Source organism: Chryseobacterium pennae, assembly GCF_003385515.1.
Taxonomy (GTDB): domain Bacteria; phylum Bacteroidota; class Bacteroidia; order Flavobacteriales; family Weeksellaceae; genus Chryseobacterium; species Chryseobacterium pennae.
This window is the reverse complement of the sequence record NZ_QNVT01000013.1, coordinates 41,358-58,527: the sequence shown is the minus strand read 5'-3', so window position 1 is coordinate 58,527 and position 17,170 is coordinate 41,358. Positions and strand designations below refer to the sequence as shown.

Annotated in this window: 10 protein-coding genes; 2 read left to right on the top strand and 8 right to left on the bottom strand. The window is 36.3% G+C overall.

Annotated elements, in window-relative coordinates; genetic code table 11:
* The first annotated feature begins 259 nt into the window (after nucleotides 1–259).
* Nucleotides 260–1,378, top strand: coding sequence for an FAD-dependent monooxygenase (locus DRF65_RS14415; RefSeq protein ID WP_115971462.1), 1,119 nt, complete (start codon nucleotides 260–262; stop codon nucleotides 1,376–1,378).
* A 95-nt stretch (nucleotides 1,379–1,473) separates the two neighbouring features.
* Complete coding sequence (locus tag DRF65_RS14410) at nucleotides 1,474–3,507, top strand: S9 family peptidase (protein WP_115971461.1); 2,034 nt, start codon at nucleotides 1,474–1,476, stop codon at nucleotides 3,505–3,507.
* A gap of 448 nt (nucleotides 3,508–3,955) precedes the next feature.
* On the opposite strand, the gene DRF65_RS14405 is transcribed toward DRF65_RS14410, so the two are convergent.
* The 8 genes from DRF65_RS14405 to DRF65_RS14370 form a co-directional block, all read right to left on the bottom strand.
* The gene (locus DRF65_RS14405) at nucleotides 3,956–6,748 is read right to left on the bottom strand and encodes a multicopper oxidase domain-containing protein (protein ID WP_115971549.1); all 2,793 of its coding nucleotides are present in this window, start codon (nucleotides 6,746–6,748) and stop codon (nucleotides 3,956–3,958) included.
* Nucleotides 6,749–6,851: 103 nt separating this feature from the next.
* The gene (locus tag DRF65_RS14400; RefSeq protein ID WP_115971460.1) at nucleotides 6,852–7,325 is read right to left on the bottom strand and encodes a DUF3347 domain-containing protein; all 474 of its coding nucleotides are present in this window, start codon (nucleotides 7,323–7,325) and stop codon (nucleotides 6,852–6,854) included.
* Between the two features lie 117 nt (nucleotides 7,326–7,442).
* Nucleotides 7,443–7,823, bottom strand: coding sequence for an HYC_CC_PP family protein (locus tag DRF65_RS14395; RefSeq protein WP_228438713.1), 381 nt, complete (start codon nucleotides 7,821–7,823; stop codon nucleotides 7,443–7,445).
* Nucleotides 7,824–7,977: 154 nt separating this feature from the next.
* Nucleotides 7,978–10,215, bottom strand: a complete 2,238-nt coding sequence (locus DRF65_RS14390) for a TonB-dependent receptor plug domain-containing protein (RefSeq protein ID WP_115971459.1) — start codon at nucleotides 10,213–10,215, stop codon at nucleotides 7,978–7,980.
* 43 nt (nucleotides 10,216–10,258) lie between these two features.
* Nucleotides 10,259–11,068, bottom strand: coding sequence for a 3-deoxy-8-phosphooctulonate synthase (gene kdsA, locus DRF65_RS14385; RefSeq protein WP_115971458.1), 810 nt, complete (start codon nucleotides 11,066–11,068; stop codon nucleotides 10,259–10,261).
* Nucleotides 11,069–11,461: 393 nt separating this feature from the next.
* On the bottom strand, nucleotides 11,462–11,989 hold the full coding sequence (locus tag DRF65_RS14380) for a DUF1697 domain-containing protein (protein ID WP_115971457.1): 528 nt from the start codon (nucleotides 11,987–11,989) through the stop codon (nucleotides 11,462–11,464).
* A gap of 54 nt (nucleotides 11,990–12,043) precedes the next feature.
* Nucleotides 12,044–13,531: a hypothetical protein gene (locus DRF65_RS14375; protein ID WP_115971456.1), complete on the bottom strand. Its 1,488-nt coding sequence runs from the start codon at nucleotides 13,529–13,531 to the stop codon at nucleotides 12,044–12,046.
* 90 nt (nucleotides 13,532–13,621) lie between these two features.
* On the bottom strand, nucleotides 13,622–17,107 hold the full coding sequence (locus DRF65_RS14370) for a glycosyltransferase family 117 protein (RefSeq protein WP_115971455.1): 3,486 nt from the start codon (nucleotides 17,105–17,107) through the stop codon (nucleotides 13,622–13,624).
* Between the last annotated feature and the right edge of the window lie 63 nt (nucleotides 17,108–17,170).

Below are 17,170 nucleotides of genomic sequence, written 5' to 3'. Positions count from 1 at the left end.
CTGCAATAAAATTGAATGCTGCTTAATTATTGCCATGAATGCACGAATAATTTTATTTAACTATAAATTTTATGTTTTTATGTGGTTTAAATAAAATCTTAGATACATAGAATTTTGTAACAAAAAATAATTGAAACCTCTTGCTGAAAATCGTTGATTTTCTTGCACCTTAAAGCAGCATGTAATTAAAAAAATTTTGCGCCATTGCTTATTTCCAACAACATTACACTACATTACACTACATTTCACAAATAAAACAATGAATACTATTTCAATCATCGGAGCCGGAATTGGCGGACTTACTTTAGGAAATGTCCTTAAACAAAATGGATACGATTTTACCATCTACGAATCTGCACCAGAAATAAAGCCTGTAGGAGCTGGAATCATGATGGCCGTTAATGCTATGCAGGTCTTTGACAAACTAGGTTTAAAGGAAAAAATTGAAAATGCAGGAAACAAAATTCATAGAATTATTTTATCCAACGAATCGCTGAAACCTTTTTCAAAAACGGAGATCCTTGAGCTCGAACAACAATATAACTCCTGCAATGTAGCAATTCATCGTGCAGAATTACAGCGGATTCTTGCAGAAAACCTGAATACAGATTCCATTCAGCTTAACCATTCTTTAGGGAAAATTGAAAAGAAGGAAAACTATATTTTAGATTTTGAAAATGGAAATCAGATTGAAAGCACGACTGTTTTTGGTGCTGATGGTATCAAATCTCCTGTCCGTAATCAGATCTTTAAAACAGGAACCATAAGAAATGCCGGCCAGAAATGCTGGCGTGGTCTTGTAGATTTTGAGCTGCCTGAAGAACATCATCATGAAGCTTTTGAAATGTGGGGAAAAGGAAAACGTTTCGGTTTTATAAAAATATCCGAGAAAAAGGTTTACTGGTATGCCTGCATCAATGAAAAAAGTTTCAGCAGATACTCAGGGATTGCAGACATTTTTAGAGACTTTGATCATTTGGTGTTGAAACTGATAGAAGCGACACCAGAGAAAAACATCATCTGTAACGAAATTTCAGACCTCACTCCTATTCCTCTATGGTATGCCGAAAACCTGTGTCTGATTGGAGATGCAGCACATGCTACCACTCCCAATATGGGACAAGGTGCCTGTCAGGCCATTGAGGATGCTTATGTCATCGGCAGACTACTGGAGAAAAGCAGGGATTTCAATGCTATTTTTGAAGAATTTCAGAAAATCAGAAGAAAAAAAGTAGATTATATTGTGAATACAAGCCGTAGCATCGGGAAAATTTCTCAATGGGAATATGGAAACTCGTTGCGAAATTTCATGATGAGTTTAATTCCTGAAAATATCAACCAAAAGATGGCAAAAAAAATCATTGAATTGGATATGTGAACTTAATTGTCACATTTTCAACTAAAAAAGAATCAAAAATTCATATTTCTTTAGAAATTATTGAGTAAATTAACCAATATCAAATTAAAAAAAATATGAAAAAAATCTTTTATGTATTGCTCCTAATGATAGGGTTTCAAAGCCTTCGGGCACAGGAAGCTCAATTATTGGACCGAAAACTTTTTTTTGGAAATCCTGAAATTTCCGGGGGGCAGCTAAGCCCGGATGGGAAATGGATCTCATTCCTGAAAGAACATGGCGGCATCATGAACATTTGGGTCAAAAAGTTCGATGAATCTTTTGAAAAAGCCAGACCATTAACTGATAGCAAGCGACCATTAAATGGATATTTCTGGTCGGAAGACGGAAAATATATTTTGTATGTAAAAGATAAAAACGGAGATGAGAATCTCAATATTTTTGCTGTAGATCCAATGGCGAAAGCAACCAATGGTGTTCCTGAATCCAGAAATCTGACACCACTTAATGAAGTGGCTGCTCAAATATACATGGTCAGCAGAAAAGATCCTGATCTTCTAATGATCGGATTAAATAACCGTGATAAAGCATGGCATGACCTGTACTCACTAAAAATTTCTACCGGCGAACTGAAAAAGGTCTTCGAAAATAAAGACCGTATTACGGGATACGATTTCGACTGGGATGAAAAGCTTAGAATTTTAAACAAAACCGATGATAAGGGAACCACTCAGTTTCTGTATAAAGATGGTGAAAAACTGACTCCCATCTATGAAACACTAGTCACTGAAGAAGCCTATATTCCAAACTGGAATGAAGATAATTCAAAGTTCTATCTGGTAACCAATAAGGGAGATCTGGATCAATCTGCATTATTCCTGATGGATCCAAAAACCAAGCAGATCACGAAAATAGAAAGTGATCCTAAAGGGAAAGTAGATTTCGGCGGCTTATCTGCAGACAGAAATACGAGAAAAATTATTTTCACCTCTTACACAGGGGATAAAACTGAATACTATTGGAAAGATAAAGCGTGGGAAGCTAACTATAAGTTCCTGCAGAGTAAATTTCCCGGTAAAGAAGTTAATTTTTCAAGCTCTACAAAAGATTATACTAAATTTTTAATTTCGGTTTGGAGTGATCAGTATGTTTCTGAGTCTTATTTCTTCGATACCAAAACAAAACAATTAATTTTCCAGTACACCCCAAGACCGGAATTGAAGAAGGTTGAAAAATATCTGGCAGCCATGACCCCAATTCGCTACAAAAGCAGTGACGGGCTTGAAATTCCTGCTTATTTGACTTTACCAGCAGGATCTTCGGGTAAAAACGTACCTGTAGTGGTTCTGGTGCATGGAGGACCAAAAGGACCTAGAGATTATTGGGGATATAATTCAATAGTACAGTTTCTTGCGAACAGAGGCTATGCCGTACTGCAGCCTAATTTCAGAGCAAGTGGCGGATATGGTAAAAAGTTTCAGAATGCAGGTGATCTGCAATGGGGAAAATTAATGCAAGACGATATCACTTGGGGCGTAAAACACCTGATTAACAACGGAATTGCTGATAAAAACAAGGTAGTTATTATGGGAGGTAGCTATGGTGGATATGCTACTTTAGCCGGATTAGCATTCACTCCGGATGTATATGCTGCAGGAGTGGATATTGTTGGGCCAAGCAACCTTTTCACTCTATTGGATTCTGTGCCTGCTTACTGGGAATCTGCACGGGCCTCTCTTTATGGTATGGTAGGTGATCCAAAAACTGAAGAAGGTAAAAAGCTAATGCATGAAGCCAGTCCGTTATTCAGTGTCAATAAAATCAATAAACCCTTACTGATTATTCAGGGAGCTAATGATCCGAGAGTAAAGCAGGCTGAGGCAGATCAGATTGTTATTGCGCTTCGTGATAAAGGCAAAAAAGTAGATTATATTTTAGCTGATGATGAAGGACATGGATTCAGAAAGCCTGTAAACAGTATGGCGATGTATGCTGAAACAGAAAAGTTCCTTTCCGAAGTTATTGGTGGAAGATATCAGAAAGACATGCCTGAAAACGTAGCAAAACGTCTGAAAGAAATGACAGTTGATATTGCAAAAGTGACCTACACTCCAGCAGTGAAGAATCAGGAAGTAAAGCCTAACAAATAAACGATAAAATTCAATATACAAAGCCACCTTTCAATGAGGTGGCTTTTGCTTTATAATATTATTGAAACAGTCAAATCTGTTTATAAAAGATAGAGGCTTTATCTTGAACCATTGATTTCACAGATGATTGCATCCTATTAAACATGATGATAAAATTTGCGAAATCAGCAAGATCCGCGGATATAAAAAAGTATCACAGACCTTATTCGCCTGCTTTATTTTCCTCCCAATCTCTTTGCTCTGTGAGAAATAAAATTTTTAACTTTTACTAAAGGAAAGGACTATGATTACAACAAAATTCAAAGATTTAAACACTTAAGTAACTTTAAGCTTAATAAGAAGCGCACTTAAATTATTGAAAATCAACGATTTTCTTATTCGAAAGCATCTGCGAGAGATCATTCATTCATCATAACGAAAAAACCGCCTCAATGAGACGATCTTTTATTTAATAAGTTAAGGTAACACCTGCACCCCAACCCATTTCATTATCATAGTTTCCTGAAAGAGATAACCATTTCTGTAAAATATATCTTATTCCTGTTGAAAATTCTCCGTCAGAATTGACACTAAAGTTTCCTCTGAATCTTCTTGAAAGCGGAATATCTTCTCTGCTCAGTTCCAGTAATACTTTCCCGTTCTGATCTACACTTGCATCTGCCGTAATCAACATGGGTAATACATACTGCATTCCTACCATAAAGGCATATCTGCTTTTTGAAGCTTTCTGCTGCCCGAACCAGGTTTTCTTACCATGAAAATCCATGCCCATATCTTCTGCCATCCGGCGTTCCATAATCTCATGGTTTTTCTGGACTCTGAACCCTGCATAAGGTAATGCCCACTGGAATTTCCCTAAGAAGCGTCCTACTTTTGCACTTCCTTCAAAATGGTCAAAGTTCCAATTCGTATGAAATTCATTCAGGTTGGCCCATCTTGGTCCAAACATAGTCATGGTTTCTGCATGGATTTTATTGCTTGCCACATCCAGCATCGCCATAGAGCTTACCATTTTATTGTCTTGCAGAAAATTCTTCCAGGCTAATTTTCTGTTGGGAAGCTGTGGATTGGGTTTTGAATTTTCATAACTGAAGATTCGTCCCATTCCGGCCATCATATGGTATAAAATATGACAGTGGAAGAAACAGTCACCATCCTGATTCGCTGCAAATTCAAGAGTAACAGTTTCCATCGGCATGATATCTACTACATTTTTTAGCGGTGAGTACTCTCCTTTTGAATTAATCAATCTGAAATCATGCCCGTGAAGATGCATCGGGTGACGCATCATAGAATTATTATACAATTTAATTCTTACAATCTCTCCCTTTTTGATCAGAATTTTATCTGTTTCTGTCACCGTTTTGTTGTCCAGGGTCCATAGATAATGGTTCATATTTCCTTCCAGGGTAAACTTCATTTCACGGATACTGTCTGTAGGAAGGATTGTTTTTTCAGGAGATTTTAAAATATTATAAGACAATCTTTTGATAGTTTTTTCTTCCTTCATATCCATTCCTGCATGCTGAGAATGATCTTCTTTCTTAGTTTCTTCTTTTGTTTTTACTCCCATCATCTCATTGATATGTTTCGCAGTCGTTTTTCTCTGACTTTCCGGAATTTCAGGATACATTACTTCATTCATATCCATCATCTGATTTCCCATCGTCATGGTCATCGGCTTCATATTTCCGCTCATTTCCATCATTCCGTTCATCATTTTCATTCCTTCAAAGAGCATCAGTCTTGGTAAATTAGGTGCTTCTACCTTTTCACCTGAGCCCAGCCAGAGTGAAGCGTGTCCAATCCTGTCTTCTGATGTGGCACGGAACTCAAAGCTTTTATTCTCAGGAATGGTAACTTCAATATCATACGTTTCAGAAACTCCGACAATCAACCGGTCTACTTCTACAGGAACCACATCATTTCCGTCATTTCCTACCACTTTTATTTTGCCACCACCATAATTCAGCCAGAAATAAGTGGATGAACCGCCATTGGCAACTCTTAATCTTACTTTATCTCCTGCTTTCAGGTTAGAATAATCCGAGCTTGGAACTCCATTGATTAAGAATTTATCGTAATAGACATCACTTACATCCATCGCTTCCATTCTTTTCCATTCATTCAGGGCCTTTGTACCGAAGTTTCCGGACTTAATGGCTTCCCAATAACTCTGCACTGCATTTTTCTTTACAGCATACCAGTCTGTATTGGCCATATGAAGCCTGCGGGCAATCTGCATTGGATCATCATCACTCCAATCTCCTAATAATACAGGGATTTCTGCATTATATTCTGTTTTGGGTTCGCCTTCTCTTTTTTTAAAGACCAAAATTCCATTCATTCCGATCTGCTCCTGTAATGCTTCATGTGAATGATACCAATAGGTTCCGTTTTGAGAGATTTTAAACTTATATAAATGTGTTTCTCCAGGTTTTACAGGTTTTGTGGTAAGATAAGGAACCCCATCATGTTCATTGGGAAGAATCACTCCATGCCAGTGAAGTCCTGTATTTTCTTTAAGCATATTATGCAGGTAAATTTCTGCAGTATCTCCTTCTGTAAAATACAGGGTTGGAGCCTGAAGTTTACCATTGATCGCAAGGGCTCTTCTGTTTTTTCCTGTAAAATTAACGATGGTGTCTTTTACATACAGGTCATAACGAACCGTTTTTCCGCCAAAAGTAAGTTTTCCGTTCTCAGAATTTCTTTTTAAAACAGACTTTTCTTCTTTTGGATCTTCAACTACAGCATGTTGATGGTTTTGTTTTTCCACCAGCTCCATTCCACATTTAGGACACTTTCCCGGTTTGTCTGAAATTACTTCAGGATGCATTGGGCAAGTATAAGTGGTTTGAGCCTGCGTTTTAGGTTCTGATGAAGATGAAACTTGGGGTTGCTTGCCTGATTTTAAAACAGGTTTAGCCACCCGGGCCGGTTCTGCTTTCCCTACTGTATTTACTTTCTTAGCTTCTTCAGCCTTTTTAATATCAACTTTTGCTTTATTTACTTTTGCTTCTACAGGCTTTGCTTTTGTTTCTACTTTGGGTACAGGTTTTACTGCTGGCTTTGCCACAACTTTCGGCTGTATTACAACTGTTTTCTTTACCAATGTCATTTTACATTTCGGGCAGTCTCCAGGTTTTGAAGAGACTACTTCAGGATGCATAGGACAGGTATAATAGGTTTTTGTGGTTTGTGCAAACGTAAAAACAGAGAACAAAAGCACCAGAAACATTATTAGTTTTTTCATAATATTCCGAACTTTTAGAAGTTGCAGAGCTTAAAGTTTAAAATAAACTAAACTCTACAACTTATTGTTTTAAAGATTAATACAATATTTATTTAATTTCTGACTTTACACTTCCGCATGAAAGCATAGATTTCCCATAGTATGGATTCATGATCTGTTTTTCATCACTTAACCAGCTTCCGTCAGCCATTGGACAATATTGTACATACACCGGTTTTTCAGAAAGCTTAAATTCTTTGGTCAGAGCAATCATATTGTCTGAAAGGTTAAGAAAAGTCTCTCGTTGAGCAGCAACATTTCTAGCTTCTGAAATGACAGAAGCATCTTTTCTAAGAATATTAAGATTACCTTCTGAAACCAATTTATAATCGATGGCAGAAGCTGTTTTAATGAATTCTGTAGCCGCTTTTGAAGTTTTGTCTGCATCATCTGAAGCTAAAGCAGATTTGATCGCAATATAGTTCTGATAGAGCTTTGAAACCTGAGCATCTTTTTTAGATTGTGCTGAAAGTGAAATAACTGAAAATAAAGATAGGGCTGCTGTAATGATATACTTTTTCATTGTTTTAAATTTTAGAATTAATTTTTTAATAAAGAATAAGGATAACGCACAGGAAATGCGTCAGGACATGTCGTTCTGTAAGGATGTTATCATAACACCGGAAACGACGGACGGATTCTAAATTCTAAAATTACAATGATTGATATAGATAGGTACCGGTTTGTATTCCGGTGGTCCATTGATTTGGATTTGCGTAAACTTAGTGGCAGAGAAAGATTTGTCTACAAAGACGAAATGATGGGTTACAGGAATTTCTGCAATCTGACCTAAAAAGTCAACATTAAGCAGATCAGACTTTTGTGAGTCATCTACTTTTACCACTTTGATCTCTGTCTTGCAGCATCCTTTTTTATCTTTTACGCCGCATTTACCACAAATATCATCAACCTTCTGACTTACAGAAACAAATTCCTTCATACAATAATGAATACTAAATGCTGCTCCGGAAGAGAATCCGAAGTAGAAAATAGAGAATAGTATGGCAAGAATCTTTTTCATTATGAGACAAAGTTAGAAATATCCGTGAAAACGTTGTTATAAAATTCTGTAATCTTGTTATAAAATTCTGGCAAATAAAAATCCTCTGAATTATTTTTCAGAGGATTTTTCTATTTTTAACTGCTCTCACTTTATCATGCAGATTGAGCATATATTATAGTTTAAATTCTAGCTTCACATTGAAGAAACGCCCTGTAAGACGTACCGGAACCGGATACATATTGTTGGTATTATAATCTGTGATCCATTGGTTAGCAACGGTATTATTGATATTAAATGCGTTGAAAACCTGAACTCCTAAAGATAATTCCTGGAAATTACCCCAGAAACCTGACTTTTTATTTTTATCCTTTGGATCAATGAATACTTTTGTCAATCCAATATCTACCCTTTTATAAGCTGGTAATGTTTTCTGATAACTGTATGCTGAATTGAAATCCGGCTGTCCGTTATCATTAAACATAACAGGAGATCCTGTTGGTAATCCCATTGCATATACTAAGGTAAGGTTTACCCTCATCGATGGGAATTGCGGCATGTAATCCTGATAGAACATCGCTACCCTGAATCTCTGATCTGTAGGTCTTGGGATATCTCCTCTTCCATCAATATTTTCATAAACTCTTGCGTAACTGGCAGATAACCAAGAATCTACACCCGGAACAAATTCACCAAATAACCTGGTATCAATTCCATACGCATATCCTTTGGCATTATTCTGTCCTGAATAACGGATTCTCACATTATCCATATAATAAGGAATCAGGTTATCCATTTTCTTGTAATAAAGCTCCGTTGTTAATTTAAACGGTCTGTCATACATATAGAATTCGTAGTCATTGGAAAGAATTGCCTGGATAGATCTTTGCGACTTAATATTCGGGTTGAAATTTCCGTCTAAATCTTTAATTTCCTTATAAAATGGAGACTGATAATAGATCCCTCCGGAAAGTTTAAATAACATATCAGTATCCCAGTCCGGTTTTATTGCAAACTGGACTCTTGGTGAGAAGATTGTCTCTTTATTGAAACTCCAGTTGGAAACTCTTACTCCGGCATTCAAAAATACCTTGCTTGCTCCCCAGTAAAATTTTTGGGAATACTGAGCGTAAGCAGATAGTCTTGTAGGCTCAATATTGTTTTTTCCGGCAATATGATAGAACATTCTAAGATCTCCTGTTGTAGTTCCTGTTCTCGGATCAATAACTTCCGGTCTTGGAAGGCTGTATCCGGCAGAATCTACCAGTTTCCATTCATTGGTAAGATCTTTAAGGTTTTCTTTTTCGTATTTGAATCCAACCTCAATATCTGTATTTACATTGGGAGAAAACTTAGCTCTGAACTGCGTTCCGTAAGTTCTTACAAATAAATCATTTCTGGCATGTTCCGTCTGGCCTCCAACATCATAGCTGGAAATCGGTTCCTTAGTTACCGGATCAAATGTCTGAAGATCATATTCTGAACGGATGGTATAATATTCTCTTTCCCTGTTCTGGTAAGAAAAGGCATCCAATGTAAGCTTCCACCTGTCTGCCGGCTTATAGTTCATGGAAAAAGTTCCCATCATATTCTTGTACTGGTCATTTTCTTTACCCGCATATCCTATATTTACAGTGATAGGCTGCTGAAGGCTTCCGAAAGTAACACTTTTCGCCTTGGGAATCATTTCATAATCATTCTTGGAATAATATCCAATGAATGACATGGAAAGCTTGTCATTAACATGATAATTCAGATAAGACTGGAAATCCCAATACGTAGGATTAAAGTCTGTATCTTCCTTTAAGGTATTCAGAACAAGATTGGTATTTCTGTATCTTCCTGAAAATAATGCGGTAAACTTCTTATTCTTTGAAGCCAAGCCGGTTGTTAATCTTCCTCCGATTAAACTTGCTTCTCCGGAAACCTCAAATTTCTCAGGTTCACGGTAATAGATATTTAAAGCAGAAGACATTTTATCACCATATTTAGCTTCAAATCCTCCTGCTGAGAAGTTCACTGAAGAAACCATATCCGGATTGATGATACTCATCCCTTCCTGCTGAGAGTTTCTGATCAGAAAAGGTCTGTAGATCTCAATATCATTGATATAGATAAGGTTTTCGTCATAGTTTCCACCACGCACCATATATTGGGAAGACAGCTCAGTATTGGAATTTACGGAAGGCAGCGTTTTGATCAGTCCTTCAATTCCACCACTGATAGAAGCGACTGCTTTCGCTTCTTTTGCTGAAATTTTCACATTGGTAAGGTCATTGGTTCTTCCTGTTGTTTTTTTCTGGAAGACAACTTCCTCTATATCGGTTACTTTGGTCGCTGTATCTCTTTTTCTCTGTTGAGAGAAAATCAGCATTGGGACCATAAGGCTTAGCGGTAAAACTAGTTTTTTCAAAAGAAATATTTTAGAATTTCTAAAATTAATGTTTTTTTAACAATTACAAAATCGATTCTCTAATTCTTGTTAATTTTTGTAATAAATCTTCTAATAAATCCAGTCTTAACATGTTGGCTCCATCAGATAGTGCGGTTTCCGGAGTTGGGTGGGTTTCGATGAAAATTCCGTCGGCTCCTACTGCAATTCCTGCTTTTGCAACCGTTTCAATAAGATCCGGTCTACCTCCTGTTACTCCTGAGCTTTGGTTAGGCTGCTGCAATGAATGTGTAACATCCAGAATTACAGGCGCATATTCTCTCATGGTAGGAATTCCTCTGTAATCTACAATCAGGTCTGTATATCCGAAGGAATTTCCTCTTTCAATGATCGCTACTTTCTGATTATCGGAATCTGTAATTTTCTGAACTGCAAACTTCATGGATTCCGGTGAAAGGAACTGTCCCTTTTTTAAAGACACACATTTTCCTGTTTTTGCTGCTGCAACCAATAAGTCTGTCTGACGTACCAAAAATGCAGGGATCTGAAGAACATCCACATATTGAGCTGCTAATGCTGCATGCTCATTTTCATGAATATCCGTAGTAGTAGGAATATTGAAAGTTTCTCCTACTTTTTTAAGAATTTCAAGGGATTTTTCTTCTCCAATGGTTGTAAAAGAGTCTACACGGCTTCTGTTCGCTTTTTTGAAACTTCCTTTAAAAATATAAGGAATATTATACTTGTCTGTAATGTTGATTACTTTTTCAGCAATTCTCAATGCCATATCTTCTCCTTCAATAATACAAGGTCCGGCAATAAGGAAAAAGTTCTTTGAATCTTTGTGCTGAATATTATCTAAATACTGAATCATTTTGTTGTAATTAAAAAGTTCAGTAAAAATACTGAGAAAGTTTCAGACTTGGAAATTATTTAGGTAGAGAGTGAGGTTTTGACTTTAGAGTGATCCTATTTTAATTAGGTTAGATCATCTTATAGATTAAATTGTAAGGATAATTTTATTGATAATCTGGTCTATCAGCTAAATCCTGCAGATGTCTGTGGATAATTGGGTAAATATTAATGATTTTAATTTTTAGGAATGATAAAGATTGTGGGTACTTTATGTTTTCTAAAGCCAATGGAATTTTGATTTAAAAAAAAGAACGAGCTAAAGCCCGTTCCTATTGATATATACTCCGATAATGTAGTATTTTTGATTTTGTTGCTATCTGTTTTTTAAATTCTGTGCTGTTTTCTATAAGATTTACTCCATCTTTTTCAACACTTTTTCAAAGGTATTGACATTTCTGCTGGTCATTTGATCTTTTAGACTTTTCTTTCCTAAGATTTTTCCAAAGGTAGAATCTAAAGTATTCCCTTTCGGAACCTGCCAGTAAAATATATCATTAACGATTTCAGCCTTTTCGTTTTCAGCCTGGGTTGCCTTTTCAAATTCTTCCATCAAAATATTTTCCACACCAGGCATTCCGACAAAACTATAAATATGAAGATCTTCATTTTTTTCAAAAGGAATCCCCTTCCAGAAAGATTCTGTTTCTTGATGAGATTTTATAAACAGAAATGCTTCGTAGGAAAAATACTCTGACATTGCTTTTTCAAGAATTATTTTTAATTCATCAGCACTTTTATCAGAGGAAAATACAATATTTCCTGAGGCCAATATTGAAATAACATCCTTCATTCCGGCATCTTTAAAGACCTGGCAAACCTCTGCCATTTTCATGTTAGTTCCTTTTACATTGACACCGCGGAGAAAAGCACAATATTTCATTTTTTCAGGTTTTAGAATTTTAGAGGGATGCTATTTATAAATACTCTTCGTTTTTTAATCGACTCTGATATATAAGTTATAGTCTGTTCCGGAAGGTTTCAGATTATAGATCTTTTCCAATATTTTGTTATCGCTTTTCAGGTGATCTTTTACTCTGAATTCTTTCAACAATTTATAATGGGTCTGGTAATAGTCTGCATTCTGTCCTTCATATAAATTCTGGTAGGAAAGCAGGTATTTCGGTTTCCTGTTTTTTACTGTATTGATCCAATAATTTGTTTTATCTTTTTTGATTTCTTCCTGAATCTGTTTATCTACCAGACCTACTTCATCAATGGTTTTTAATCCTGAAAAATAAGGCACATAACCTGCAGGCTCCAATAAAATCCATTGATTTTTATCTTTCTCATATTTATTTAAAAATACTCCAATAGTTCTTCGATAGTTCCATTCCCCATTTCCTGTTGCAATGCAATGAACCGTCTGGAAAGCCAGCATCGGAACAATATAAAATACAACAAGCAATGATAACCATAAGTTTCTTCTCTCTTTCTGCTCCAATACAAAAATAAAAACCGGAACAAAAAGTAAAAGTTGTGGCACCCAGTAATACCAATCAAACAAGCTTTTCTGAGAGATAAAAACAATCTGTTTTACCCATCCGAAAATAAAGATCATCCACAGGAAATAATTTCTCTTTTCTCTTTGTCTGATCAGGTAAATAAAACAAAGCAGTTCAAAAATAAGGACAATAACCGTGATAGGATTAAAAGCACCCGGAACTTTCAGCATTCCCCAGAAATTACCAAAACTTACCAGGAAATAATCAAGATGCTCTCCGAACGTCAGCTGTTGTTCGTAAAGTAATTTTTTTGCAGTAATGGTATTATTGACAACTTCTCCAAAGTAAAACCAGTTGAAAGCAACTGTTGATAAAACGCCTAAAATTCCACCAAAAATATAGCTCCATCTTATTTTTCTGTTCCAAAACAGGTCAACTAAAAACACAATTCCAAGGAATATGACTGTATCTACTCTTGTAAACATAATCAGGATCGGAAGAAGGGTCAATACCCATTTTTTTCCTTTGTTGAAACCATAATACAGGAGGGACATTTCCAGAAAGAAAAGAATTCCGTACTCCATTCCAAGGATTGAGATCTTAATGGCTGGTGGTAGAATTCCGATTAAAAAGATGAAAACAGCCTTGTGCCAAGGGTTTTTAAGAACCAGATGGGATAAGAATAATGTTCCTATTGTAAACAGGATGGAATTAAAGATCAAAAGGGGTTCAATAAAATATTCCTTCCCAAAAATCAGGTTGAAAACATAGGACACAAAAACGTACAGATGCGTCGTAGAAGCAGAGATTTTAGTATCTCCATTGAAACCGATTACACCATAGTCCAGTAAATTCTGGGCTACTCTCCAGGTGATGAAAGCATCTTCCTGAATGTAATGCGTCAATAAGAAAAGAAGTTTAAAAACCACCGTAACGATTACGGCATATATTGGGAATCTGCTTTTTTGTGTTTCTGCCATTATGCATTTTTAGTTTCACAAATATAATCTTAAAATTCAGGATTCCCAATAACAAAAAAACGGAACCGAAGTTCCGTTTTTAAAAATGTTTTATTGTGTTGCTTTAATTATCGCTGAAGTGATCTGATCTTCTTTTTCCTTGGAATAAGTGGAATCAAAAGGCTCCATGACATCAAATAAATACTGATAGAATGGTGTGATCTTTTGAACATCTTCAGATTCTTTCATTGCTTTTTCTTTGCCCATCTGCTGAAGTTCTTTTACAAAAGCATTGAATTTTTTGTCGATCGGCTCAATGGATTTTACCAGATAAGCATACGCTTTTTCTTTCTGTCCAATCTTCATATAAGCATCTGTAACCGCTGCTACAACAAGAGAATATTCCATTGGTTTTGTTCTCATCTGTCTTCTTAAGTAGCTTTGATCAGACTTGGAAAGACTTAGATAATAGTCATACTCATCAAAGATTCCTTTTTTAAGTACTTCTGCCAGCTGCAATCCTTTCTGCTCTTGTCCTGCAATGATATATCCGGTTACAATTGAGCTTAATGAACGTGGGTCATTGTATTTTTCAGCAGGAATTTCTTTTGCTGCAAGATCCAGAATTTCTAATGCTTTTGCTTTCTGTCCCTTTAATGCCAATGCTGAAGCGGCTCTGCTTGCTGACATTCTGTAGCTGATGATATTAGAAGTTGCTGTTTCATCAAAGTGAGCACTCAGATCTTTAAAGTTACCCCATCTGAAGCTTTTCACTACATTATAAAGATTCTCGGCATCCACTCTTCCCATATCTCCGTCTGCTGATGGTAAAGTTTGAATCGGAATCAATCTGTAGCTGAACCCGTCAAACTGGAGATAATCATTAAGGTAGAAAATATTTTCACTGTCATAGATTCCTCCTGAAGAGAAGTTAATTGGGCGTTTCCAGTCGAAGTTCGCCAATAAATCCATTAGAATCAGGTTGTTTTTATATAATGTATTTCCTTTGTAAGTAATCATAATCTGATTCGCTACCTTCGAAAGATCTTCCTTATTGATAATTCCTGCTTTTAAAGCATTGTCTTTATTTACAGGAAGGATAAATTTATTAACCGGAAGAATATTATATTTTTCATATTTCTCTTCTCCGAAATACATTTTCAGTAACTGATCTTTTTCAGGAGATTTGAATTTAATAAACTTAATCGCTTCTTTCAGTGTTAAAGAATCCTGTGTAAGATATTTTCTGAAGTCCTGGAATTCTGTATCCGGAACACCTTGCTCTTTCAGCATAGAGAAAACTCCTTCCCAATCTTCCTTCTTCATCATATAGATCTGGTCGTTTACTCCGTCTCTGTAATCCTCGTGAGTCAATTCACTTGGAATTCCCATTGCGTTATACGTTCTTCTTTTTACCTGGTCAAGATTCCAAGGCGTTGAAGCAAGCGTAAAGTTAACCACTTTTACATCGTCTCTGAATCTTTCCGTTTCCTGGATTGCCCAAACCGGATACGTATCATTATCACCATACACGAATAGAATACCGTTCTTTGGTAATGATTTTAACACTGAGTAAGCATAGTCGTATGCGGTATATCTGTTACTTCTGTTGTGAACATTATAATTCTGGAAGCCCATCATAAAAGGAATTCCTAACATAACAACTCCCAGGGCAATATTAGCACCATTAGATTTGATCTTAGACTGTACGAACCACAAAATAGCTCCTGCTCCCAGTCCGATCCAGATAGCAAAGGCATAGAATGAACCTACCATTGCATAATCTCTTTCTCTCGGTTCAAAAGGTTTTACTCCTGTATAGAAGACAATTCCGACACTTGTAATAATAAATAAGGATAATAAAGCATAGAATCTTCCGAAATCTCTGTTCAGTTGGAAAAAGAACCCAACTAGCCCTAGGATTAACGGAAGGAAGAAAAATGCTACAGTACTTTCATTCTTGAATTTTGCAGGCATTTTATCCTGGTTTCCTACGTTTACATTATCAATAAACGGAATTCCGGAAATCCAGTTTCCTTTTGTGATTTCCATGTTTCCTTCAAGGTCATTCTGTCTTCCCACGAAGTTCCACATCAGGTATCTTACAAAATAATATCCGTTCTGGAAGGAAATAAAGTAATCCATATTCTGAAGCAGTGATGGCTTCTGAACATTGATAAGGTTATAAGGTTTTACCTTTAAATAATCTGCAGCGGTAATAGATTTATCATCATATTTAGCTCTCAGCTCATCAAAAATCTGTTTAGCCTGAGGGTTGTCTGCCACATCTTCATTCGCATAATTGAATGTAAAATCAGGAGCTCCGTACATTGAAATGTAGTTGGCCATTACATCTTTATCCTCATTAAACATTCTTGGCATTAAGCTTATCTGAGACTGACTGAAAATATAGTTGAATCGGTCTCCTGTCTTTCTGTAGGTTCCCGTTTTTTCATCTTTTTCGTAGATTTCTCCGGTCTTTTTTGTTTTAAAGCTTCCGTCTTCGTTCTTTTGGATTCCGTTGGCATCAAGGAAAGCAGTATAGTTTTGTCCGTAAATTGTCGGCCAGTCACCATATTGCTCTCTGTTATAATAATCCAGCATACCAATTGCAGTATCCGGGTCATTAAGGTTCATTGGCGGATTAGCATTCGCTCTGATTGGGATTACCATCCAGCAAGAGAAACCAATCATCATAAAAACTACAGATAAAGCAGCTGTTTGATAAATATTCTTTTTTGCTTTTCTCGCATACTTAATCAGGAAATAGCAGATCGCTACCATGATGATAAATGCTGCAATAGTTCCTGAGTGGAAAGGAAGTCCAAGACCATTCACAAAGAAGATCTCAAGTCTTCCGAACATCGTCATAATCAAAGGGAAAATAATTTTGAAAACGACGATCAGAATTCCTAATGTAATAAGGTTTGCCCAGATAAAATTCTTCCAGGTAAACTTATAATTTCTTGCATAATATACAAGACATACCATAGGAGTTGCCAGCATACACATCATATGCACCCCAATGGAAAGTCCTAAAACGAAGAAAATTAGAATAATCCATCTCTCACTGTCTGCTGCCTGATACTCATTTTCCCATTTCGTAATCAACCAGACCAAAAGCGCAATAAACATAGAAGCCATTGAGTAAACCTCACCTTCTACTGCCGAGAACCAGAAGGTATCTGAGAAGGTGAAGCAAAGTGCTCCTACCGCTCCGGCAAATAAAATAGAGATTTCCTGATGTTTTGTAATTTCTTCAAAATCTTTGTTGAGAAGCCTTCTCACAAAATGAGTGATCGTCCAGAACAAAAATAAAATAGTCAGCGCACTGAACAATGCAGACATCGCGTTGATTACGATGGAATAATTTTCGCCTTTCCCTAATGCAAAAATGGCTGCCACGGCACCCACTATCTGGAATAAAGCTGCTCCGGGAGCGTGCGTTACTTCAAGTTTTACTGCAGAAGAAATGTACTCGCCACAATCCCAAAAACTGAAATTGGGTTCTATTGTGGACAAGTACGTGAAAAACGCAATGACGAAAATCACCCATCCTAAAACGGTGTTCCATTGCCTAAAAGTCCAATTTTTCATAGTATTAAATCAATTATGCGAAAATAAGGCTTTTATATTATTTTATATTGTTTTTAACAAAAT

Bases quoted from the DNA above. Each gene is read 5' to 3' on its own strand.
- kdsA (WP_115971458.1), bottom strand. From the start codon at position 11,068: ATGATTCAGTATTTAGATAATATTCAGCACAAAGATTCAAAGAACTTT.
- DRF65_RS14415 (WP_115971462.1), top strand. From the start codon at position 260: ATGAATACTATTTCAATCATCGGAGCCGGAATTGGCGGACTTACTTTA.
- DRF65_RS14380 (WP_115971457.1), bottom strand. From the start codon at position 11,989: ATGAAATATTGTGCTTTTCTCCGCGGTGTCAATGTAAAAGGAACTAAC.
- DRF65_RS14375 (WP_115971456.1), bottom strand. From the start codon at position 13,531: ATGGCAGAAACACAAAAAAGCAGATTCCCAATATATGCCGTAATCGTT.
- DRF65_RS14400 (WP_115971460.1), bottom strand. From the start codon at position 7,325: ATGAAAAAGTATATCATTACAGCAGCCCTATCTTTATTTTCAGTTATT.
- DRF65_RS14405 (WP_115971549.1), bottom strand. From the start codon at position 6,748: ATGTTTCTGGTGCTTTTGTTCTCTGTTTTTACGTTTGCACAAACCACA.
- DRF65_RS14395 (WP_228438713.1), bottom strand. From the start codon at position 7,823: ATGAAAAAGATTCTTGCCATACTATTCTCTATTTTCTACTTCGGATTC.
- DRF65_RS14370 (WP_115971455.1), bottom strand. From the start codon at position 17,107: ATGAAAAATTGGACTTTTAGGCAATGGAACACCGTTTTAGGATGGGTG.
- DRF65_RS14410 (WP_115971461.1), top strand. From the start codon at position 1,474: ATGAAAAAAATCTTTTATGTATTGCTCCTAATGATAGGGTTTCAAAGC.